This window comes from Vibrio harveyi NBRC 15634 = ATCC 14126 = KCTC 12724 (assembly GCF_001591145.1).
Taxonomy (GTDB): Bacteria; Pseudomonadota; Gammaproteobacteria; order Enterobacterales; family Vibrionaceae; genus Vibrio; species Vibrio harveyi.
In genome coordinates this window covers 71119-92314 of the sequence record NZ_BCUF01000020.1, presented here as the reverse complement: position 1 = coordinate 92314, position 21196 = coordinate 71119, and the positions used below count along the sequence as shown (strand labels likewise).

Genomic DNA, 21196 nt, shown 5'->3' with positions numbered 1-21196 from the left:
GGGTATAGAAATAGTTTTTACACTTTATACGCTACAAAGAATAATCATAGCGGGTTACCCTGATACTAATGGGTTTCGGTGGGATAAATTGGAGAATCGAGACGGCGATCGGGTTTTCTCTGAAGCGATAAAAGAAACAGAGCCCAATGAATGAACATTGGGCTTTGGATATGCGAGTAAAGGTAGGCTAGAAGCCTTTAATGATTGGTTAAGCCGTTTTAAATTGACTTACAATTTCTTGTAGACCAACAGCCAGCTCACTTAAGTCACGACAAGCAACTGCGGTTTGGCGAGAGCCCGTTGCCACTTCACTAGAGAACTGATTGATGTGTTCTACGTTACGATGCAATTCTTCAGTGACTGAGCTCTGCTCGCTACATGCGCTTGCAATTTGAATGCTTTTCTCTGCAATGTTGTCCACGCTTTGCTCGATTTGACCAATGGTTGCACCTGCGTTTTGTGCTTGTTCAACACACACTTGAATCAAATCATTGCTGTTGTTTGTCGCAGACACTGCGCTTTTAGAGCAGTTTTGTAGCTTGCTAATGATGGAGACGATCTCTTCTGTGGATGATTGCGTGCGACTTGCTAGTGTACGTACCTCGTCTGCAACAACCGCGAAGCCTCGACCTTGTTCGCCAGCGCGTGCTGCCTCGATCGCTGCATTGAGAGCCAGAAGGTTGGTCTGCTCAGCAATATCTTGAATCACGTCGACGACAACGCTGATGTTTGATGCGTCTTGCTCAAGCTCGCTGACCATGGTGCCAACAGATTGGATCGCAACAGATGCTTCATTGATTTGCGAGATACACTCTTGAACGACTTCTAAACCTTGTTTCGCATCGTTCGACGCACCATTCGCGGTTTCAGATGCGGCTTCGGTGTTGTTGGCGACATCGTTAACTGTTGCTTGCATCTCGTTCATTGCGGTTGCAATCAGATTAAGCTGTTGTTGCTGCTCGTCCATACCAGATGAAGTTTGTTCTGAAATCGCGCTCACTTCTTCTGTTGCTGTACTTACTTGTGCGGTAGTTGAAGAAATGCTGTCAACCAGACTTAAAAGCTTCGCCTGCATATCGATACATGCATCGGCAAGGATACCAAGTTCATCATTACCAATCTTATTGCGTGGCAGTTGGTAAGTAAGATCACCAGAGGCAATCTTAGACGCCATTTCAACAACATAGTTAAGTGGCGAGCAAATTTGCTTGGTAAGGAATAGCCCTAGAGAAAAACCCAAAGCTAACAAGGCTACAATAGCAATGATGCCGTAAGTAATCGCATCGGTTACCACGATATGCGTGCTGTCGATGTCTTCTTTAATGAAGGTTTGGTTTAGCTCAACAAGAGCGATGATAGCGTTTTGTAGCTCTTGGAAAGCAGGGAAGCCATCAAGCAGCATTGCGTTGGCTTCATCAACTTGCTTGGTTAGAAGCAGTGCGGAGTATTTTTCATTGAAGCTACGGTATTTTTCCCATGCATCGTTGACACGGTTGAAGGCATCACGGTCACGTTGATCCCATAACGACTGACCATACTTTTTAATATAGTTGTCAACTTTACTTTCTGATTCATCTAGACCTTTCAACCATGTTTTAAACTCAGCATGGTTTACATTCGTCAATAAAGAAAATTCATCTTTTCTTAAAATGCCGACTTCGATTTCAATGTTTTTAACTAACAAAATACTCGGAACTGTGGTGTCAGAAAATTCCGACATCTTTCCGTCGATTAATTTAATTTGAGAGTTAAAGAAGAAAGAGAGTGCAATTACGGCGGCGGAGATAATTAATATCAACGCACTAATTTTACTTTTAATACTTAAGTTAGAAAGCTTCATAGACTCACTGCAAATTTGGGGGGCTTGAAAAGTCCGGAGTCTAAGGGGGAGAATAGATATATTGTGTGATGAATGTCGCAAAAAATTTTATCGCAACCTGAATTAAGTTGGAAACTTAATGTTCATCTTTCGTTTGAAAATAAGTTAATAATTAATCGATATTGATGAGGGTGATTATTAATTAAATAATAAATTATTCTAATTCCCAATATGTATTATTGTTGATAACTAAATGGCAATTCAGAATTTACCTATTGTTCAATTTAGTTATTTGTGTATCCAAAACATTATTGAATGATTAAAACAGATTAGACTCGGAAATTTGAGTGTTATTTAGGCAAAATAAAAGCCCAATATTGAACATTGGGCTTTGTTAGGCATGAATCGTTTGGTTAATCGATAGAGGTTATGCCGCAGCGTGAACTTGTGGGAAATCCAACGTAGGGTGTTTGGTCACAATGGAGTGATAGCCGTAAACCTGTTCTATGCGTTCCGGTGTTAATGCGTTCCATGGCGTATCGTCACAGACAAGTTTACCGTCGTGCAGTAGTACAAGGCGATCTGCATACTGGGAGGCCAAATTAAGGTCGTGTAATACGACTACAACCGCTGCGTTGTGCTCTTTTGCTGCTTGACGAGCGATTTTTAATGTATTGTGCTGGTGAGCTAAATCCAATGCAGAGGTAGGCTCGTCCAGCATTAAGATCTTCTTATCACCGGATAGATGAAGTTGTGTTAACACGCGAGCCAAATGTAAACGTTGTTTCTCACCACCAGAGAGAGCAGGGTAGAGGTTATCAGCCAAATGCAAAACATCGGTTTGCTTCATGTATTGCAGAGCAAGCTCTGTGGTCTCTTTATTAGAAATGGACAGAGGAATCGCACCTAGTTCGACCACTTCTCTCGCTAAGAACGGGAAGGTCAGCGTGCTGTGCTGCGGCAACATCGCCACGTGTTTGGCGCTCTCTGAAGGCTCCCAGTCGTTTTTTTGTTTACCAAAGAACTGGATATCATTCTGAGACGGAATCTCGCCACACAATAACTTCAGCAGCGTACTCTTACCCGCGCCATTAGGACCTAATAATGCGGTGACCTCGCCTGCACGAATATCAATACTGATGTCGTCTAGTACCACTCGGCTCCCATATCTCATGGAGATGTTTCTGCCAGACAGAACGATGTCATTCATTACAGAATCTTCCCTTTTTGTTGGAACAGTAAGTAGATAAAGAATGGCGCGCCAATCAATGCGGTTACAATGCCTACAGGCAACTCTGCGGGTGCAACAACGACTCGTGCAAACATATCAGCAGCGGTAAGAAGTAGTGCGCCCATAAGCGCTGAAATAGGCAGCAGCGTGCGATGGTCTGGACCGGCAAGCATACGACCTAAATGCGGAATCACCAGACCGATAAATCCAATTGCACCACAGATACTCACCGTAATACCCACACCAACTGCAGACAACAGGATAAGTTGGCGTTTGAGCTTCTGTACTGGCACACCTAGGTGTTTGGCTTCTGATTCTCCCAAAAGCAATGCATTTAATGACATGGCTTTTCTCTGGAACCAGAACATCAAGACGATGAGAGTCACCGCAGCTAAACCAATCCCTGACCAGTTTGCCCCAGCCAGCGATCCCATCGACCAAAGAGTTAAGTCTCGCAGCATTTGATCATCGGCGATGAAGTTCATAAAACCAATCGCAGCGCCCGAGAGTGCGCTGATTGCAACCCCCGCAAGCAACATGATGGTGACTGACGTACCAAACTTATTCGTACCTAACCAGTAAACTAATACCGTGGTAATTGCACCGCCGAGGAAGGCGAAAAATGGCAAGGCAGCTAAGTTCATTAGTGTCGGGTAGTTTTGACTGAAATCGGCAAATACGACGATTGCAAATGCGCCACCAAGCGCCGCGCCAGCGGAAACACCGATGATGCCTGGCTCGGCTAGAGGATTTCGGAATAACCCCTGCATCACAACACCACAGATAGCGAGGATCGCACCAATAAACATACAAAGAATGGTGCGTGGAAGGCGGATTTCGTTGATGACTAACTGAATATGAGGAGCAAGGTCTGAACCTGCTCCTGTTAAGCTTCTCAGACTGTCTGAGAAGCTAATATTCATTGGGCCTACTGTAATGGACGCTACTGCGATAAAAGCTAAAATGCCAGATAACGCGAGTAGGGTAGTAGATAAAGGAATTCGTCTTAACAGCATTGAATCTCTCTACGGGTAAAGCAACTCGTTTAGGCGCTTCGCCTCTGAAAGGCTCTTAAGTCCTAAACCACCAACAAGCGCATGACCGTCAATTGTCACTATGTTTTTGTTCATACCTGCTGGAGTCGCGGCAAGGAGAGGCATTGCTTTCAGAATGGCATCTGCACCGCCCATTGTTTGATAGCTACGCCCACTCACAAGAATCACGTCTGGTTGCATCTCGACCATAGCTTCTGTTGACAGTGGCTTGTATGAAGAGAGTTTGCTTGCTGCTGGGTTTTCTCCACCTGCAAGTTGAATGATTGCGTCTGGTGTTGTTTCTGACCCCGCTACGTTTGCTGGGCGACCTTCGTGAATCAGTAGGAAAAGTACTTTCTTTTTGTCAGCTTTTGCTGGTTGGTTGCCTTCCAGTGCTTTCACTTGTGCTTCAACTTCAGTTTTTAGCGCTGTCGCTTGAGCTTCGCGATGCATGATGGTCGCAATTTGGTCGATACGATTAACCAAACCTTCCACGTTTGCTTCTGTATTGACGACTTCAACATCAACACCTGCTGATTTCAATTGGTCTAGCGTGGTGTTTGGTCCCATTTCATCTGATCCAATCAATTTAGTCGGGCTTAATCCCAGTAGACCTTCAGCAGAAAGACGACGGTGGTAACCAACTTTTGGTAACTCCATACCTTCCGGTAGTTGGCTTGTTACGTCGACAGCAACAAGGCTATCTTTTGCATCAAGAGCAAGTAACAGTTCAGTGACAGCGCTGCCGGCACTGACCACGCGTTCATTTGATGGAGCTTCGTTGGCAAATAGGCTCGCACTAGCAAGCATAGTAATGGCTGCAGTCAATGCGGTACGAACGGGCGAAAGTGTTTTATTCATTAGTGTGTTCTCAATCTTGTGTTCTTCTATTGCGACTCTTCAGTGAGCAGTTGAGTCGCTTGAATTCCGTTTTCTTGTAAAAAGCCAAGAAGCTTAACCAGTGACTGAATGTCTGCGGTTTTTTCCGCACCAATCACAATAGGTTTGTCGGTTGATTTGCTCTCTTCTAACAGAGCCATCGTAAAGTTTTCCCAATCGATGTACGCCTTACCGTTGATCGCCCAGTGTGGCTCTTCTTTAAGGATGTTCACCGTGATTGATTGTTTGTCCACCTCAGCCACAGCTTGGGAATCGGTGCTTGGTAGGTTCACATCTAGGGAATCTAACTTCACTGCTGCAGTGAGCATCAAAAACACCATTACGATGAAAATGATGTCGAGCAGTGGCGTTAAGTCTGGTGTTAAGCCATGACTGTTGTTGTCTTGTGGTGCCTTAATCATGAACTTCTCGCTTCAACATGATTTGCAACAGTCGCGACTTCTTTGCTGTTTTCCGGAGATACATGCTGTAGAGAAATGCCTTCGAGCCACAGATTTACATAGTTCAGAGTGTGTTCAAGCTTAGCGATAACACGATCTGCCCAAAGACCAATCAGTTGCGCGCCAGAAATAGCAGGTAACGCAATGATCAAACCAGCTGCAGTCGTACGCATCGCAAGACCCAAGCCATCTGCCAAGTCGTTTGGCGTAATGTTACCGGTAGAAGAAGCAATACCTTTAAACATGTCGATAAGACCAAGAACTGTACCTAATAGACCAATCAGGGGGCTGATCACGCCAATCAAGGTCAACAGACGCAGACCTGAGTGCAACTGATGACGTTTTTCTTGAAGCCAAATACCAGCCGCATCTTCACGCAGTGATTTAGAAAAAGAGTGATGCGCAAGCAGCATTGCAACACCACGATATAAAAGAGGTCGTTTACCCGAAAACTCATCCGCTAGTGCTTCGATGTCTTTGTTGTTGGTTGGGTCAAGCTTGGTCAGCTTTTGGCGAATCGCGCGTTTACCGACTCCTAGGCTAATGAATACTTGAAAGAGTCTTTCCGCAATGATCATGACTGTAAGTGCAGAGCAAATAAGTAAAGGCCAAGTCATAAGACCAAATTGGGTTTGTAAATGTTGTAGCTGTTCCATTATCCATCCAACTTAAAACGAACTGGGATTTGAACTCGGTGAGCGACTTTGTGCCCGCCAGAAATATGAGGTGAAAACTGCCATTGTTTAATGGCACGTAGAGCAGAAAGATCGAGCATTTCTGCACCAGATGATTCGATAAGTACTTGTTTAATCTGGTTGCCGTTTTCGTCAAGCCAAATTTCATACAGCGCAACCCCTTCAATACCACGCTTTTGCGCTGAACGTGGGTAACGAGGTTGTACTGGTTGAGAAACAAACGTCGGTTGGTCAATCATCACTGGCTGTGATGTCGCCCCTTTCGATTGATCAGTAGGAGCCGCTTGTTGTGGTTGAGGTTCTTTTGCGACTTTCTCTTCCACTTTTTCTTTTGGTTGCGGATCTTTCTTTGCAACGGGTTTTGGTGGTTGAGGTTTTTTAACCGGTTCAGGTTTCTTTTGGACTGGTTTTTTCTTCACCGCTTCTTTTTTTACGATCGGCTTTTCTACCGTCTTTTTAATCGGCTCAGGCTTTGGTTTTGGCTTCGGAGGCTCAGGTTGTTTCTTTGGCTCCGGGTGCTTCTCTTCCACCACTTCTTGTGGCGTAGGAGCCGCTTGTACCGGTTTTGGCGCTGAGACTAAATTCAAGCTTACCGAGCTGGTGGGATTGCCTGCTGGCATTGCAAACACTTTTGTCTCTTGGGAGACAAAAAGAAGCGCTGCGTGCACCACTAAAGAGGCGCCACCGGCAATGGCATATCTTTTTACGTTCACGGGTAAATCTCGGTAGTAGGAATCATTATCAAGTGGGAAGATTATTGCTCGAAAAGGAAATAAGATCAATTATCAATTGCATTATCATTACGTGCAAATTATGATCTTTACAGTTTTTTTGAAATGAGCCTCAATCCTTTGTGTGGTGGGCTTTAAGTGAGTAAATATGAGCGTCGACATTTATAAATTTGACGAATCAATTCTCGGGAGTGACAGCCCCGATCCGCTGCGTTTTGCGTTTGTGAAAAAACACTCTGCGCACGCGGGTGGTAGCAGTATGCCTGTGCCACCGCCACAACAAGGTGAAATCCTGTCACGGATCACTTCTGAAACAACGCAAAAGAACAATAAGCGTTGCCTGTACATTCATGTGCCATTTTGTCGTGTGCGCTGCACTTTTTGTAACTTCTTCCAAAATGCTGCGAGCCGTAAGCTTGTTGATGAGTACTTTGAAGCGCTGATGAAAGAGCTGAAAGAAAAAGCAGCACTGCCATGGACACAAAGTGGCATTTTTCATGCGGTTTATATCGGTGGGGGCACGCCTACAGATTTATCTGCAGATCAGGTTCGTATTCTTGGTCAGGCAATTCATGACTATTTCCCTTTAGCCGCCGATTGTGAAATTACCCTAGAAGGACGTATTAACCGATTCTCGGACGAGCTGTATCAGGGAGCGCTAGACGGAGGTTTCAACCGTTTTTCATTTGGTGTGCAAAGCTTCAATACCAAAGTACGTCGTAGTGCTAAGCGTTTAGATGATCGTGAAGATGTCTTGAACCGCGTTGCTGAGCTCGCTAAAGAAGACAAAATTCCCGTCATTATAGATCTGCTATATGGCTTGCCTTATCAGACAAAGGAAGTGCTCGAACAAGATTTGCACGACTTTATGTCTACTGGTGCGCACGGTTTGGACCTATATCAACTGGTTGTTGGTGGGACAGCCCCAATGTTGAACCTAGTTGAGAAGGGTAAGATGCCGCCACCGGCAACCACGCCTGAAAAAGCTGGTATGTACGAGCTCGGTGCGAAATTCATGTCGAAACATCATATGAAGCAGCTCAGTGTAAACCATTGGGCGATCGATAACCGTGAACGCAGCTTATACAACAGCTTAGCGAAGACGTATGCAGAAGTGCTTCCGGTTGGTTGTGGTGCCGGCGGTAACATCGGTGGTTACGGCATGATGCAACATCGCACGCTAGACACTTATGTCAAAGCCGTCAATGAAGGGCAAAGCACCATCGCGATGATGATGAAACAGAGCCCGCTAGAGCCACTCTTTGCTGCGCTAAAGTCAGGTTTCGACCGTGGCATTGTTCAAGGGAACAAACTGACAAACTTCATGGGTGAAGACACCTTTAACTTCCTAATGCCGTTGTTCAAAGTATGGCACGACAAGGGCTTGGTCGAGCTTCAAGAGCGTAGCTTAGTGCTAACCCTTGCAGGGAGCTTCTGGGCTGTTTCTCTCGCACAGGCATGTATTCAGGTACTAACGTCGGAAATGAACGAAAACGTACCAAAAGTATCTAACATCTAAAAGAAATGGAAAAACCAATGGAATCAATTAAGCAACAGGTTGAAAGCCTACTAGAACAAGAACCGCAACTGCTACCTGCGGCGATGGCAGAGCGCCTTGGCGTATCGGAATTTGATGTGGTTGCAGCACTACCTCAAAAAATGGTAGCGGTGGCTCCGGGAGAGCAAGCTCAAAGCATTTTAGAAGGTCTTGTAGGCTTTGGTCCTGTAACGACGATTGTTCATTCTTTCGGCTCAATCTTTGAAGTGAAAGCACCGTTCCCGAAAGGCAAAGTGGCACGTGGTTACTACAACTTAATGGGCAAAGAAGGGGAGCTTCACGGTCACCTTAAACTGGATAACGTGAAAAACATCGCGCTAGTAAGTAAGCCGTTTATGGGGCGTGAAAGCCACTACTTTGGTTTCTTCTCTGAGTGCGGTAGCAACATCTTTAAGATCTACCTCGGTCGTAATGAAAAGCGCGAACTGATTGAAGAGCAAGTAACGGCATTTCGCGCAATGCAAGCTGAGTTCAATCAGTAGTTCCAACATAGAATTAATAATGTTAAATGCATACGACGCTTGCTCCATCCGCCAACAGGTGGGGTGGCGTCGTTTATCAAAGAATAACCGAGTTTAAATTCGGAAACACAAAACAAGTAAAGTTAGGTATCAAAATGGATCAGCAAGTTAAACAAGAGCGTTTACAAGGTCGTCTAGGACCAGAAATTAAGGAATTTCGTCAGGAGCGCCGTACGATTCAACTAGCAACAGTTGATGCAGAAGGTCGTCCAAACGTAAGTTACGCTCCATACGTACAAAACCAGGAAGGTTACTTCGTTCTTATTTCTCAGATTGCTCGTCACGCGCGCAATCTGCTTGAGAATCCAAACGTATCTTTGATGATGATTGAAGATGAGGATTCATCTAAGCAGTTGTTTGCTCGCAAGCGTCTAACGTTTGATGCGGTTGCGACAGTTGTAGAACGTGACTCTGAAATGTGGCAGCAAGTTGTTGGTCAAATGAAAGATCGTTTTGGTGAAATCATCGACGGTCTAAGCCAACTAGAAGACTTTGTTCTATTTAACCTAAAAGCAGAACAAGGTCTATTCGTAAAAGGTTTTGGTCAGGCTTACCAAGTGTCTGGTGATGATTTGGTTGATTTTGTTCACCTTCAAGAAGGTCACAAGAGAGTCGAAAAAGCGTAAGCTGGCTTTCTAACTTATGATCGTCTAAACGGATGTGAATGCCCAAAGGGAGTTAGGTTATAATGACTCCCTTTTTATTAGACCAAAAGTACAGAGAAAGAGCATGAGACCAGTAAGTAAGGAACTTGGCGAGATTTGTTACCCATTCATTTATGAAGACAGTCCGGTCTGCGATTTTGAAATTACGGCAGACGAGTTGTGCAGTCGAATTGGGCTTGTGCTATCGATGGAATTAGATGATTTTAGTCGCGACGTCCTAACTCGCATGCAGCCAAACGTGTACCATGTGAACGGCTCTATCCGCGGCAAGCTCGCAATCACAGAAGCGGAAGTTGATGAGTTAAAAGCTGATTACGACGCAATCAAAGCGCGCATTGACGGTGGTTTTAAGGGGTTTGTACTTCCCGGTGGTCACCCAACTTCCAGCCAATTACATTTGTGTCGCTGCCAAGCCAAGAAGGTCGTTCGCGCATTGGTTGCGGTAGAGCATTCAGGTAAGAAACAACCCGCCCCAATTTTGTTCCGCTATTCAAACCTGCTAGCTAACGTGCTTTACAGCTTGGCTTCCTATATCAATCACATTTATCAAGTGGAAGAAACGGAGTTTGTGTCTCGCAGCTACACGATGCCAAGTAAATAACGAGACAAACTAAAGTCGTTATGATGCCATCGCTTTTGCTTCTAGCTCTTTTGCACCGCGCAGCATAGCTTCAATCAATTCTCCTGCATTGAACTTCTCTAACGCTTCATGAGCGCCAACTTGGTGAGCTCGGTCAACACAAATCTCGCTAGAGAGAGAGGTGTGAAGAATACGGTAAGAGTTGTTCAGTGCGGAATCGTTTTGAACTTCAAATGCAAGTTCATAACCGTCCAATCCTGGCATTTCGATATCACTTACTAGAAGATCAATAGGGCGGTTTTCTTCTGCTTCTCGCTTCATTAAATCGAGTGCATCAGAGCCATTTTTGCAAATTTGATAAGGGATATTGATGCGATCCAACGCGTCACTTAACTGTTTGCGTGCAATCGAAGAGTCGTCAACTAAAAGGATACTCAAGGCTTTCAGGCGTTCACGCTCAATGTCTGTCAGCATAGGAATCTTAGTGTTTTCATATTGAGGGTAGATCTTCGAAAGCAGAAGCTCGACATCTAACATTTGGACGATTTTCTCTTCATAGCGAGTAATGCCAGTAACAAAGATGTTGTGACCTGCACTTTCTGGTGGCGTTTCAATTGCTTTCCAGTCACATTCGATGATTTTCTCGATACTTCGTACCATGAACGCAACCACCGTGCGCAAGCAATCTGTCACGATCAGATAGCAGTTTTTGTATTCCTCTTCTTGAATCGGACGGAATCCAATCGCTGCTGCCATATCAATCACTGGTACCGTTAAGTCACGAATCGTGACGGTCCCAATCACGTGGTGATGAGAATATGGAATCTTGGTCGTTGGCATGTAAGGAACAATTTCACGGACTTTAAGTGTGCCAATTGCGAAGTTCTGTTGCAGGGTGAGTTTAAACACCAACATGCCTTGAGATTGGTTCGCTTTACTTGCGACTTTTGCCATGAAAATAACCTTATCAATATCACTGATTTATGTAACTAATCTAATCTTATAAGGCGACAGCTTCAACCGTAGAGCGTGGAAAAATGAGCTTTTTAGGAAATAGAACAAATAAAGAGAGAAATAACGTTCAATAATGGGTAACTTTTCATCAACTTGTCCGCGAGTTCCGATCATTAATGGATGAAGATAGAGCCTGAATTTGAGAAATCATTGCGATATTAAAGCGTTTCGGTAAACTTGCGCCACCCGAACAGTGAGAGACAAACACATGGCAAATACAGCAGCCGCTTTACACATTCTGGTAAAGCACAAAGAACAAGCTGAAGACATCATTAAGCAACTTAAGAAAGGTGCTAAATTCCAGACGTTGGCAAAGAAATACTCAACTTGTCCATCTGGTAAACGTGGTGGCGACCTAGGTGAGTTTCGCCGTGGTCAAATGGTGCCACAGTTCGACAAAGTTTGCTTTTCAGGTGAGGTTCTAACTCCGCACCTAGTAAAAACTAAATTCGGCTGGCACGTTGTAAAGGTTCTTTACCGTACTTAGTTTGAATCGCATTTAAAAAGCACCTTGTTAGGTGCTTTTTTTGTGCCTAAAACGACTCGTTTTGTTACCTCTCTAACAATTAACCGTCATTCATATTGAATGTTGAACTGTCAATGATGTATTAAGTATGCATCTAGTTGTTTATTTTGGTGAAGAGCATGACTGTAAAAGACTTGAAGCACTTGGATGACCACGCACAACCGCAAAGCATTGCCTTTAATTATAAAAGAAATAAAGCAAAAGCTATTTTGACTCTAAAAGGGATTCTAGATGGAATTCATGCTGATAAGCACTTAAACCCTATTGAAGAAATCTATTTGAGAGCGTGGAAAGACAATGACATTTTCAACTTCAGAGATGGGGACTTCGTTGATATTCATGAGCAAATTGAAGACATTTTAGAAGATGGCGTGATATCAGCTTCCGAGTTGAAAGACATACAACAAATGCTTCAAGATATTCTCGACTATGGAGATTTAGAGGATGGAGGCTACGAGAGTACCGTTAATCATCTTCTTGGCTTTTTAAGTGGAATTAGCGCGGATGACACCATTTGTGATATGGAAATTGAACGCCTTTCGAGTTTACTTGAAAAAGATAAAACTCTATCAAGTATCTGGCCCGCTAATGCGATTAAAAAGAGATTAGATGCTATTTTAGCTGATGACTTGGTTGATGAAGACGAAAGGAAAGAACTGTTAGATCTAATAAAAGCAGTCTCTGGTCAATCAATGCTTGATACTGGCTTAGCTTATGGAATGACTGCCGATTTTTCCACTACGCAAGATGGTCGTTTGTGTATCAACGGTAAGCGAGTCTGTTTTACAGGTAAATTCTTGAGTGGTACTCGTAAAGTTCAAGAACAGCGAGCTAATGCTCTTGGTGCTGAAATAAAAGGGACCGTTTCAAAAAGTATAGATATTCTCGTATTAGGATCTATTGCTAGTAGGGATTGGCGCTTTACTAGTTACGGAAGAAAGATCGAATCCGCTCTCTCATTGCGAGACGAAGGAGTAAGCGTGGAAATTATTAACGAGGAACTATGGAATGCGTTAGTAGGCTGTTCAAATTAAGCTTTTACTGCATTCATAACGCTAGTGCTATATCTGACATGGTCTACTTTTACTAAAAGCCAAGCATCACTTGGCTTTTTCTTTAGCTAGTACTCATTGCATACTGAGTTCCTGAATTGAAGTCCTCTAACCGTAGCGATGATTGTTCTGGCTCTTCGACAAAGACAAAGATTTCACCGTCTTTCTTGAGGACCTTCACGCCCATTTGCGATAACTCTAGTGCTAATTGGAATGGGTTGACGTGATAAAAGTGTTCTACATAACTCCATAGTACATAGTTCGTCAGTATTTCCTGCTCACCAAATAACCCTTCTAATGCATATTGCAAAAAGATGTGCGCATCGATCATTGTCTCGCCCGAGTTGTTGGATATCGTGACGATGGCAATTTCATTTAGAGCATCCAGTACTTTCGAAACTTCGTCTTCAAGGTCTGGGTAGGTATCTTTGTTCCCTCTACGGACATTACGTTGAAAGGAGTGAGATTCGTCATTCTTGAACCCAAACGCATGACTTGCTTTGTATGAGAGGCGATACACTGTTGAAACAGAGGCTTCAAACTCTTTTAGCTTATTGAGCACCATCTGGTCGCCTGCTGGTACTTTGGTTGCCGCCAGTGCTTTTGCTTGTTGAACCCGCTGATAGACCTCTTCTCCTGCAGGTAAAATATCGAGACAAGAGGCTTGCTTTTCTGAGCTTGCTTTCCAAGCGCCAAATCGAATGACATCGTCAAGTTTGAACTTAGATAAATCCTCATCGGTTTCTATTTCTAACGTTTCATACCAGTGCTCGCGCCACATTTGCATTTCCTTCATGCGGTATGCTTTGTTGTACCTTAAATGGCAGTATATGTGGTACGAAAAACCAGTCAGAGCAAAAAACCAAGGCAGCCCTAGATATTGATAGTAATGAGATGAGTCACTAAAAATAAGACCGTAGATTAATAACCCGACAGAGGCAAATAGCGCTAGGATAAAGCAGATAAAATTAACGAGGAAAAACATATGTTGGTAATCGTTTTTATCATAAGTTTCTGCTTTAAAAGCAATCCAAGCCGCTACGACCATTCCAAAAATGCCTGCAGTAACCAGCTGAATGCAGATCGCGAATGTAACTCCCCAAAAAGACATGTTTTTCCTCATGCACTCAAAAATAAGCACAAATTGTTGCATATGTAATTTTAAAAGGTGACCACCCTATAACTAGGTGACGACGCGCTTCATAGTTTCATTGCTCTATGTATTGTTGTGTAGTTCTAAAGTGTTGAACTTGATGGATTCTTTTTCCATCTAAAGGGTGATTAAAGGGATAGGTTTCACTTTGAGCGTTTTATTATTCGCACCAACTGTGACGTAAGCAGCAGTTTCACTTTCTTAAATATTTGTTACATATGGTCTTGTTGCGCTCTTTTCTCTCATTCTTATTGAGAAAAGGCGTATTAGCTCGATTAAGCATGGGTTATGATGAGTTCAAAAAAGTATTTATAAAACAGATGCTTAGTGGTTCATGTTTTCATGTCTAGTTATCTCTATGGTGTTAAAGTGCTTTTAAACACACGTTTAACCCTTAACAAGGGATGAGCTACGCCTTGTTTTTCCCCCTAGCAGAAACACAAAAGGGGTGAGGGCGACGCGTCAATAGTTCTTATAATTTCGGCTATTAGATTCGCTCACGACGAATTTGAGTAACAATAGGTGAGCGAACGCGACGAGGAGAGAAACATGAGTGGCTTACAGGAAACACTATCAACAGGTGCAAATGTTATCTTGCACGCTTTTGATTGGAAGTATGCTGACATTGCCCAACGCGCATCGGAAATCAGCGAGCTAGGTTATGGCTCGGTGTTGGTTTCTCCACCGATGAAAAGCGCACAAGACGAACGCTGGTGGCAGCGTTACCAACCTCAAGATTATCGGGTTATCGACAATGCACTCGGTAACACAGTCGATTTCAAAAACATGATTGAAGCACTCAATCATGTAGGCGTACTGGTTTATGCCGATGTCGTTTTTAATCATATGGCGAACGAAGCGCACCTTCGTCCGGATCTACAGTATCCACGTCAAGGCGTGATGGACGACTACCAACAAAATGCGAGCAAGTATCAAGACCTGATTCTATTTGGCGATTTATCTGAGCCGCTATTTGACGAAAATGACTTTGTTGAAGCCTTTGGGATCAAAGATTGGAAAGACAAATGGCAAGTGCAAAACGGTCGAATCACTGGTGGTCCTACCGATCCTGGCTTACCAACTTTGCGTGTATGCAAGCACGTTGTTGAGCAGCAAAAAGCGTATTTAAAGGCGCTTAAGTCAATGGGTGTGAAAGGTTTCCGTATCGATGCTGCGAAGCATATGACCCTAGAGCACCTAAAGCTGGTTTGGACAGAAGAGATCACGCGAGATGTGCATATCTTTGGTGAGATCATCACCGATGGTGGCGCAACAGAAGAAGAGTATGAGCTGTTCTTGGAACCGTATTTGAAAGAGACACGATTGGGTGCATATGACTTTCCGTTGTTCTCAACCATCTTTAAGGCGTTCTCAAAGAAAGGCAGCTTTAAGTCTTTGATCGACCCGTACTGTTTTGGTCAAGCGTTGTCGAACCGTCGAGCCATTACTTTTGCCATCACTCACGATATTCCAAATAACGATGTGTTCTTGGATTTAGTCATGGATGAAGAGAATGAGTGGCTAGCGTATGCCTATATCCTAGGCCGCGATGGAGGTGTACCACTTGTTTACACAGATTTGGATACCAGTGGCATAAAGGGCGCAGATGGTCGACCAAGATGGCAAAATGCGTGGCAAGATGCGCGTATGGCGAAGATGGTAGCGTTCCATAACCTAGTGCATGGTGAACCGATGACGGTGCTTGAAGGTAACGACGATATGTTGGTGTTGCAACGTGGTGAAAAGGGCATCTTAGTGCTGAATAAATCTTCACGAGCGCAATCACTACAACTTACCTTGAATAAAGCCTTGGTAGACATGATGACAGGCGAAGAGATGCCTTGTACTGAAGAGATTAAAGTGGCAGCAAAATCGGCGATGCTGCTTGTAGAGAAATAATACCCCTTGAAGCGCAAACTGCTTTGGAGTTTGCGCTTCCTTTTCCTTTTTGTCGCTTGGGATTGAGTGCTTAGTCGATGAGCTTCGCGACGATTTTTCCGACCGTTCGTTGCTGACGAATACAGACTAGAGCTTGAGCGACGTTTTTTAGTTCTACCACTTCCAATTTTGGCACCATAACCTCTCCGCGTTCTAACATATGCGAGAATTCCACCCCAGCGTTAACCATAGAAGCAAAGCCTTGTTCACCATGAACATGCCCTGAGCCTAGACTCAACTGATGAAAAGTGAGCCCTTGCAGGAAAGCGCCTGGGTATTCTGTTGCGCGAGTTGTTCTTACTAGTTCAACCATTTCACCTTCAAAGCCAAGCACAGAGGCGCATAAGATGTCGTTGTCGCCACCAACGCAATCCAAAGATACTTCCACTCCTAAGTCTTCAGTAATTGACATAACTTGCTCACGTACATTCTCTTGTTTGTAGTCAATTACGTGTGTTGCACCCAACGAACGTACGAAATCATGGTTTGCAGCAGAGCTTGTGGTTATGATGGTTTCTACGCCGAAGAAGCGAGCTAACTGAATAGCAAAACTACCAACGCCACCAGAGCCGCCCGCAATAAAGATACTCTTACGGGTAGAAATGTTCAGCTTGTCGACAAGGGCTCGATAAGCCGTCCAACCTGCACATGGAGAAGCGGCTGCGATTTCTGGATCAACATCAGGATGCGTAACCAGCGTGCGCGAGTCCTGAATTGCGTATTCGGCAAAGCCACCGCTCATTCGACGCATGTTGCCATGGTAGAGTACGCGATCGCCCACCTGCCAACCTGATACCTTGTCGCCAATGGCAACGATTTCCCCCGAAACATCGAGACCACCAACGAATGTATCATCTATCCCGTCGACCATCTCGTGCCAAAGGTTTACTTTTGCATCGACAGGATTGAGCCCAACGGCATGAACTTTCACTAGTACATCGAAGCTGCCGTTTATCTCTGGCGTATCGATGTCAGTATAGGTAAAGGTATCTTGATCTTTTTGATAGGTGATTGCTTTCATTCGTTTCCCCAGAGGGTTTGGAACCCAGATTTATGCAGCCCAACAAAGTTAGAATAGTTGGAAATTTCCATGTTGTTCGATGCGTATTCCCACGCACCTTGAAGTCATTTCGATATGTTAGCCATCACATAAGTGAGCTAAAAATTATCATTTGTTTTGAATGTAATAAATTTCTGTAATCAGAGGTCTCTTAATGAGTGGCACGATTGGCGAGCAAGATGGCATCTTTTGCCAGTGTGTGGCGTGATTGGATTGCATAAACTGTGTCCATACCAACTACGCTGTGACCAACAGCGAATCAGTCAGAACATTAAGAGGACAAGCACATGGCAAATACAGCACTTATTACGGGCGCATCAGGTGGAATTGGTGAAGCGTTAGCACGTATCCACGCAGAGAAGGAGGGGGACTTAGTACTCGTCGCTCGCTCTCAAGATAAGCTCGAGGCGTTGGCAGCAGAACTTCGCGACAAACATAAGGTACAAGTTTTTGTCATTGCAGAAGATTTGACTGAAGCTGAATCTGCTTCACGTGTGTTTGAACAAACCGAAGCGCAAGGGTTGCAAATTGATATGCTCATTAACAACGCTGGCTTTGGTGGTCACGGAAAATTTCATGAACGTGATCTCGTGGCGGACCAAGCCATGATGCAACTTAATATGGTGACGTTAACCAATCTGACTCACTTGTATCTGCAAGGTATGGTGGCACGCAATCATGGTAAGATCTTAAATGTGTCATCAACGGCGTCGTTTATGCCAGGTCCATTGCAAGCGGTGTACTACGCAACTAAGGCTTATGTTACTTCGTTTACCCAAGCGATAGCAGAAGAGCTTAGAGACACCAACGTAACTGCCACAGCTTTGTGTCCGGGTGCGGTAGCGACGGGTTTTGTTGCCGCAGGGGATTTACAAGGAGTGGAAGTCTTCAAAAATGCTAAGTCTCCTCGTTCTGTTGCTGAGTGTGGCTATAGCGCTATGGAACAAGGCAAGTTGGTGGCCTTCAACGAAGGTGGTTTGAAGTTCATGCTTGAATGGATTGTGCCTTTCCTACCAAGAAAATTGGTGCTAAAAATATCGCGTCAAACCATGGAAAAAAGTGCTTAGGAATCAGATATGATCAAGCGAGCGAGTCAGTTCAGCGTACCTCAGAGTTGGAAAGTGCTGCTTAACGATATGGATATCGACCCGCAATTGGTGCTGGCATACGCCAAGTTACCTGTCGACTTATTCAATCGAGAAAAGGCAACGCTTAGCCCAGACGAGTACTTTCAGCTTTGGGTTGGGGTTGAGCAAGCCTCTGGTGAGCGCGAGATGCCGCTACTCCTCGCTGAACATATGTCGGTGGAGGGGTTTGATGCTCCAATTTTTGCCGCTATTTGCAGTCCGAACTTGAACACCGCACTCAAACGGATTCAGCAATATAAGCCGTTAATTGGACCTATGGTAATGACGCTGAACGTTACCGATAAAGAAACAAAACTCAGCATTAGTTGCTATGGCCAACGACAAGCGCTGCCTAAATCTTTGGCTTTGACAGAAGTGGTATTCTTTACTCAACTAGCACGTTTAGCGACGAGAAAGCGGATGCAACCGCTACAGGTTACGTTACCTGAGCGTCCCTATAACCTTGAGGAATACCAAGCTTACTTTGGTTGCCAGTTGGTCAAAGGTGATGGCGTAGAGGTGCGATTTAGCGCTGAAGATGCGGCACATCCGTTCGTGACGTCAAATGCGCAAATGTGGAGCTTTTTCGAGCAAGGCTTGAATCAGAAACTCATCGATCTCGATTCCAGCGCGTCAACCGTTGAACGTGTTCGAGCGGTCTTGATCGAGTCATTGCCTGCGGGGAACAGTACTATTGAAATGGTGGCAGACAAACTAGCAATGAGTAAACGTACATTGCAACGCAAGCTCACGGCCGAAACTGAAAGTTATCAATCCGTGTTACAAATGGTGAGAGCAGAGCTTGCTGATCACTATTTAGAGAAATCTCAAATGTCGCTGGCTGAAATATCGTTCTTGCTTGGTTTTCAAGAAGTGAACTCATTCATTCGAGCGTATAGCACTTGGAGGGGAGTCTCCCCTGGGCATTATCGAGAGCAGTGTCATTGAGTACAAAACGAATAGAAAGGAAAAGCGCCGAGCATGTCGGCGCTTTTTTGAATGGTGCTTTTGTCCACACACCTTTCAAGTTCTGTTTTTTTTAGATAATCAGAGCTATTTCACTAAGTGCTGACCCATTACGCCGTCGCCTTTTTCTAAGCGAGATGAAATGTCACCAAACAGATCCGGTAAGTCGGCTTTGATCGTGTAGTTATGACCGTCATTCAACTTGTTAAAGTCCACTGAGTACTGTGTGTAGCTGTCATCATATTGATAGCGTACGTTCATCACTTTTTGGTCTAAGTTGTACACCAAACCATAGATGGTCGCGTAGCCGCGCATTTCACCATTCACAGGGCGGTTTGCTGCATCCAATGGGATTTTGTAGGTCACACTGTCGAGTTTCGCAATGCCATTGGTGTAGCTACTTGGCTCTTTAAGCTGATCCTTCATATAGCTGTTCCAGATAAAGCGCTGAGCAGAGTTGATGTTACCCGGAATTGGGAACTCACCATTCACATCACTCTTCGCTTTTGGTTGCGCTTCTTGCCAGTTTTTCAAGTGTTGCGCGTACTCTGGGCTGTTAGTCATCACGTCATATTGTTTGCCATGATGCACTTGCCAAGCACCATTAATGTATTCCAATACGGCAGAATCGCCACTTGCATCTTCTAGTGAGTAATGTCCCTTCATTTCAATGCCATTGTGACTGAACTGTTGTATTTGGATTGAATCTAGGTGCTTCAATGCTTCATCAACGGATGCAAAACTATCGATCAGGTAAGCGACAAAGCGCGAGTTTTCAACTTGTTGTTTTCCCGCTTGTGGCGCGCCAGAGTTCTCTTCATCCAAGAACAATGCATTCGCCGCAAATCCTTTCTCGTTAAAGCCGTCAATAATGCCCACGCCGTAGATACTCACACCGATAGAAGCGTATTTCGATGTCCACGTAAGCGCATCGCCTTTATCGTATCCACGGTAGGTTTGACCTGCGTGGCGAACGTCAATAGTTGGCTGATTGGCTTCCATCCAATCCATGGTACGAGAGACAAATACACCGTGGTCTTGAGTCTCCCAAACCAAACGTGAACACGCATTTGCTGCGGTAGAGATGCTGCCGACTGCCATTGCGACTGATGCTGCTAGAAGTACTTTTTTTGCTAAAACCTTTCATTGAATTGCCCTCGTAACGTTTCAATACGAGGTCATTATTACGTGGAATATTCACCATGTAATCTCAGTTATGTTGCAAACTTTGCAACAAAAGAATGTCGGTTGAGCTAAGATAAACGGGTTTATTATTTGAGGATCTTCTAATGCCCAGAGCCAGTTTTGACCAACTTACTGCATTTGTTGCTGTCGCGGAGCATGGATCGTTTAGCCAAGCCGCAAGGGTAATCGGGAAAGACAGGGCGACGCTGCATCACCAAGTCAGCGATCTCGAAATTGATTGGGATGTGATCTTGTTTGAACGCAAAGGAAGAACACCAGTCTTGACGGAAGTAGGGGCGACGTTAGTTACTCAAGCCAAGCACATCCTTTACCAAATGCAGTCTTTAGAACTTTCTTGTGATAGCTACTCTCAAGGGGATGTTCCGGAAATAACGATTTGTCACGACATGTCGGTGCCGTGTGATGCCATCGCAGACATCGACCTGGCTCTGCGCAAGCAATACAAAAATACGGCGATTCATTGGTTACATCGCAGCCGAGATGAAGCGCTAGACATGCTTATGGCGAAACACGCGGATTTTGCGGTGGTACTTAACAGTGGTAAAGCGTTCCCAACTGAAGGGATGTCTTTTATAAACTTGGGCTATCCGAGGTTTACCTTCTATGCGCATCGGAAAAGCTCGATAGCGCAGAACCCCGTTGTGACTCTGCAGGACCTCGCATCACATCACCAATACATTGCAGAGAACTTCAGTACCAGTGCACTTGGCAATCAACAGGTGATGTCACCAAATATCTCCCGAATCAGCAACATTGATGTGTTGATGCGACTATTGAAAAATGATGGCTTTGCCTTGCTTCCTCATCATTTAGTGCAAGCTCATGATGAAAAGAGCGAATTTGTCCCTTTAAACATAGACTTTATGGCGAACGAAGGTCGTGCAGGTTATGTATTATTAAAGCGAGGCAATACGTTAAGCCCTGTGCATCAAAAGCTGGTGGCGTTGGTGACCGAATGGTTTGATAAGCAGGTTTAAAAA

Annotated in this window: 20 protein-coding genes and 1 pseudogene; 10 read left to right on the top strand and 11 right to left on the bottom strand. The window is 44.4% G+C overall.

Annotated features, from left to right (window positions below; translation table 11 throughout):
• Positions 1-208 precede the first annotated feature (208 nt).
• From VHA02S_RS12355 to VHA02S_RS12325, 7 genes are all read right to left on the bottom strand, one after another.
• Positions 209-1840: a methyl-accepting chemotaxis protein gene (locus tag VHA02S_RS12355; RefSeq protein WP_038899166.1), complete on the bottom strand. Its 1632-nt coding sequence runs from the start codon at positions 1838-1840 to the stop codon at positions 209-211.
• Positions 1841-2246: 406 nt separating this feature from the next.
• Positions 2247-3029 (bottom strand): heme ABC transporter ATP-binding protein, encoded by a 783-nt coding sequence (locus VHA02S_RS12350; RefSeq protein WP_009696422.1) that lies wholly within the window; start codon positions 3027-3029, stop codon positions 2247-2249.
• On the bottom strand, positions 3029-4066 hold the full coding sequence (locus VHA02S_RS12345; protein WP_005452535.1) for a FecCD family ABC transporter permease: 1038 nt from the start codon (positions 4064-4066) through the stop codon (positions 3029-3031). Before VHA02S_RS12345 ends, VHA02S_RS12350 begins: the two co-directional genes overlap by 1 nt.
• Before the next feature lie 9 nt (positions 4067-4075).
• Entirely contained in the window at positions 4076-4945 is an 870-nt protein-coding gene (locus tag VHA02S_RS12340; protein WP_038899167.1) for a heme/hemin ABC transporter substrate-binding protein, read from the bottom strand.
• A 26-nt stretch (positions 4946-4971) separates the two neighbouring features.
• The gene (locus VHA02S_RS12335; protein ID WP_005452533.1) at positions 4972-5385 is read right to left on the bottom strand and encodes an ExbD/TolR family protein; all 414 of its coding nucleotides are present in this window, start codon (positions 5383-5385) and stop codon (positions 4972-4974) included.
• Positions 5382-6080: a MotA/TolQ/ExbB proton channel family protein gene (locus tag VHA02S_RS12330; protein WP_009701465.1), complete on the bottom strand. Its 699-nt coding sequence runs from the start codon at positions 6078-6080 to the stop codon at positions 5382-5384. Before VHA02S_RS12330 ends, VHA02S_RS12335 begins: the two co-directional genes overlap by 4 nt.
• Positions 6080-6832: an energy transducer TonB gene (locus VHA02S_RS12325; protein WP_005452531.1), complete on the bottom strand. Its 753-nt coding sequence runs from the start codon at positions 6830-6832 to the stop codon at positions 6080-6082. Before VHA02S_RS12325 ends, VHA02S_RS12330 begins: the two co-directional genes overlap by 1 nt.
• A 166-nt stretch (positions 6833-6998) precedes the next feature.
• On the opposite strand from VHA02S_RS12325, the gene hutW reads away from it, so the two are divergent.
• From hutW to VHA02S_RS12305, 4 genes are all read left to right on the top strand, one after another.
• A complete protein-coding gene (gene hutW / locus VHA02S_RS12320; RefSeq protein WP_038899168.1) occupies positions 6999-8369 on the top strand; it encodes a heme anaerobic degradation radical SAM methyltransferase ChuW/HutW in 1371 nt (456 codons plus the stop codon).
• Between the two features lie 17 nt (positions 8370-8386).
• On the top strand, positions 8387-8890 hold the full coding sequence (gene hutX / locus VHA02S_RS12315; RefSeq protein ID WP_038899169.1) for a heme utilization cystosolic carrier protein HutX: 504 nt from the start codon (positions 8387-8389) through the stop codon (positions 8888-8890).
• Between the two features lie 134 nt (positions 8891-9024).
• Complete coding sequence (gene hutZ / locus VHA02S_RS12310) at positions 9025-9555, top strand: heme utilization protein HutZ (RefSeq protein WP_005452526.1); 531 nt, start codon at positions 9025-9027, stop codon at positions 9553-9555.
• 103 nt (positions 9556-9658) lie between these two features.
• Complete coding sequence (locus VHA02S_RS12305; protein WP_005452525.1) at positions 9659-10195, top strand: ATP:cob(I)alamin adenosyltransferase; 537 nt, start codon at positions 9659-9661, stop codon at positions 10193-10195.
• An 18-nt stretch (positions 10196-10213) separates the two neighbouring features.
• Here the strand turns inward: VHA02S_RS12305 and VHA02S_RS12300 are convergent, their stop codons facing one another.
• Positions 10214-11128 (bottom strand): chemotaxis protein, encoded by a 915-nt coding sequence (locus VHA02S_RS12300; RefSeq protein WP_005452523.1) that lies wholly within the window; start codon positions 11126-11128, stop codon positions 10214-10216.
• A gap of 253 nt (positions 11129-11381) precedes the next feature.
• On the opposite strand from VHA02S_RS12300, the gene ppiC reads away from it, so the two are divergent.
• Positions 11382-11675 carry a peptidylprolyl isomerase PpiC gene (gene ppiC, locus VHA02S_RS12295; RefSeq protein ID WP_079722410.1) on the top strand — a complete coding sequence of 98 codons (294 nt, stop codon included), beginning with the start codon at positions 11382-11384 and terminating at the stop codon, positions 11673-11675.
• Positions 11676-11833: 158 nt separating this feature from the next.
• Positions 11834-12748, top strand: a complete 915-nt coding sequence (locus VHA02S_RS12290) for a BRCT domain-containing protein (RefSeq protein WP_017818602.1) — start codon at positions 11834-11836, stop codon at positions 12746-12748.
• A gap of 82 nt (positions 12749-12830) precedes the next feature.
• On the opposite strand, the gene VHA02S_RS12285 is transcribed toward VHA02S_RS12290, so the two are convergent.
• Positions 12831-13877, bottom strand: a complete 1047-nt coding sequence (locus VHA02S_RS12285) for a hypothetical protein (protein WP_038899170.1) — start codon at positions 13875-13877, stop codon at positions 12831-12833.
• A 591-nt stretch (positions 13878-14468) separates the two neighbouring features.
• Here VHA02S_RS12285 and VHA02S_RS12280 point away from each other — a divergent pair.
• Positions 14469-15818, top strand: a complete 1350-nt coding sequence (locus VHA02S_RS12280) for an alpha-amylase family protein (RefSeq protein ID WP_038899171.1) — start codon at positions 14469-14471, stop codon at positions 15816-15818.
• 70 nt (positions 15819-15888) lie between these two features.
• Here the strand turns inward: VHA02S_RS12280 and VHA02S_RS12275 are convergent, their stop codons facing one another.
• Complete coding sequence (locus VHA02S_RS12275; RefSeq protein WP_038899172.1) at positions 15889-16878, bottom strand: zinc-binding dehydrogenase; 990 nt, start codon at positions 16876-16878, stop codon at positions 15889-15891.
• Positions 16879-17204: 326 nt separating this feature from the next.
• Between VHA02S_RS12275 and VHA02S_RS12270 the strand changes: the two genes are divergently transcribed.
• Both VHA02S_RS12270 and VHA02S_RS12265 read left to right on the top strand, forming a co-directional pair.
• Positions 17205-17984, top strand: a complete 780-nt coding sequence (locus tag VHA02S_RS12270; RefSeq protein ID WP_038899173.1) for an SDR family NAD(P)-dependent oxidoreductase — start codon at positions 17205-17207, stop codon at positions 17982-17984.
• Between the two features lie 9 nt (positions 17985-17993).
• Positions 17994-18992 (top strand): AraC family transcriptional regulator, encoded by a 999-nt coding sequence (locus VHA02S_RS12265; RefSeq protein WP_080640396.1) that lies wholly within the window; start codon positions 17994-17996, stop codon positions 18990-18992.
• A gap of 105 nt (positions 18993-19097) precedes the next feature.
• Here VHA02S_RS12265 and VHA02S_RS12260 read toward each other — a convergent pair.
• A pseudogene (locus tag VHA02S_RS12260) lies at positions 19098-20214 on the bottom strand (linear amide C-N hydrolase).
• A gap of 85 nt (positions 20215-20299) precedes the next feature.
• On the opposite strand from VHA02S_RS12260, the gene VHA02S_RS12255 reads away from it, so the two are divergent.
• Complete coding sequence (locus VHA02S_RS12255) at positions 20300-21193, top strand: LysR family transcriptional regulator (RefSeq protein ID WP_038899174.1); 894 nt, start codon at positions 20300-20302, stop codon at positions 21191-21193.
• The last annotated feature ends 3 nt before the right edge of the window (positions 21194-21196 follow it).

Coding starts and splice junctions, on each gene's coding strand:
- VHA02S_RS12355 (WP_038899166.1), bottom strand. CDS start 1,840: ATGAAGCTTTCTAACTTAAGTATTAAAAGTAAAATTAGTGCGTTGATA.
- VHA02S_RS12350 (WP_009696422.1), bottom strand. CDS start 3,029: ATGAATGACATCGTTCTGTCTGGCAGAAACATCTCCATGAGATATGGG.
- VHA02S_RS12345 (WP_005452535.1), bottom strand. CDS start 4,066: ATGCTGTTAAGACGAATTCCTTTATCTACTACCCTACTCGCGTTATCT.
- VHA02S_RS12340 (WP_038899167.1), bottom strand. CDS start 4,945: ATGAATAAAACACTTTCGCCCGTTCGTACCGCATTGACTGCAGCCATT.
- VHA02S_RS12335 (WP_005452533.1), bottom strand. CDS start 5,385: ATGATTAAGGCACCACAAGACAACAACAGTCATGGCTTAACACCAGAC.
- VHA02S_RS12330 (WP_009701465.1), bottom strand. CDS start 6,080: ATGGAACAGCTACAACATTTACAAACCCAATTTGGTCTTATGACTTGG.
- hutW (WP_038899168.1), top strand. CDS start 6,999: ATGAGCGTCGACATTTATAAATTTGACGAATCAATTCTCGGGAGTGAC.
- hutX (WP_038899169.1), top strand. CDS start 8,387: ATGGAATCAATTAAGCAACAGGTTGAAAGCCTACTAGAACAAGAACCG.
- hutZ (WP_005452526.1), top strand. CDS start 9,025: ATGGATCAGCAAGTTAAACAAGAGCGTTTACAAGGTCGTCTAGGACCA.
- VHA02S_RS12305 (WP_005452525.1), top strand. CDS start 9,659: ATGAGACCAGTAAGTAAGGAACTTGGCGAGATTTGTTACCCATTCATT.
- VHA02S_RS12300 (WP_005452523.1), bottom strand. CDS start 11,128: ATGGCAAAAGTCGCAAGTAAAGCGAACCAATCTCAAGGCATGTTGGTG.
- VHA02S_RS12290 (WP_017818602.1), top strand. CDS start 11,834: ATGACTGTAAAAGACTTGAAGCACTTGGATGACCACGCACAACCGCAA.
- VHA02S_RS12285 (WP_038899170.1), bottom strand. CDS start 13,877: ATGTCTTTTTGGGGAGTTACATTCGCGATCTGCATTCAGCTGGTTACT.
- VHA02S_RS12280 (WP_038899171.1), top strand. CDS start 14,469: ATGAGTGGCTTACAGGAAACACTATCAACAGGTGCAAATGTTATCTTG.
- VHA02S_RS12275 (WP_038899172.1), bottom strand. CDS start 16,878: ATGAAAGCAATCACCTATCAAAAAGATCAAGATACCTTTACCTATACT.
- VHA02S_RS12270 (WP_038899173.1), top strand. CDS start 17,205: ATGGCAAATACAGCACTTATTACGGGCGCATCAGGTGGAATTGGTGAA.
- VHA02S_RS12265 (WP_080640396.1), top strand. CDS start 17,994: ATGATCAAGCGAGCGAGTCAGTTCAGCGTACCTCAGAGTTGGAAAGTG.
- VHA02S_RS12255 (WP_038899174.1), top strand. CDS start 20,300: ATGCCCAGAGCCAGTTTTGACCAACTTACTGCATTTGTTGCTGTCGCG.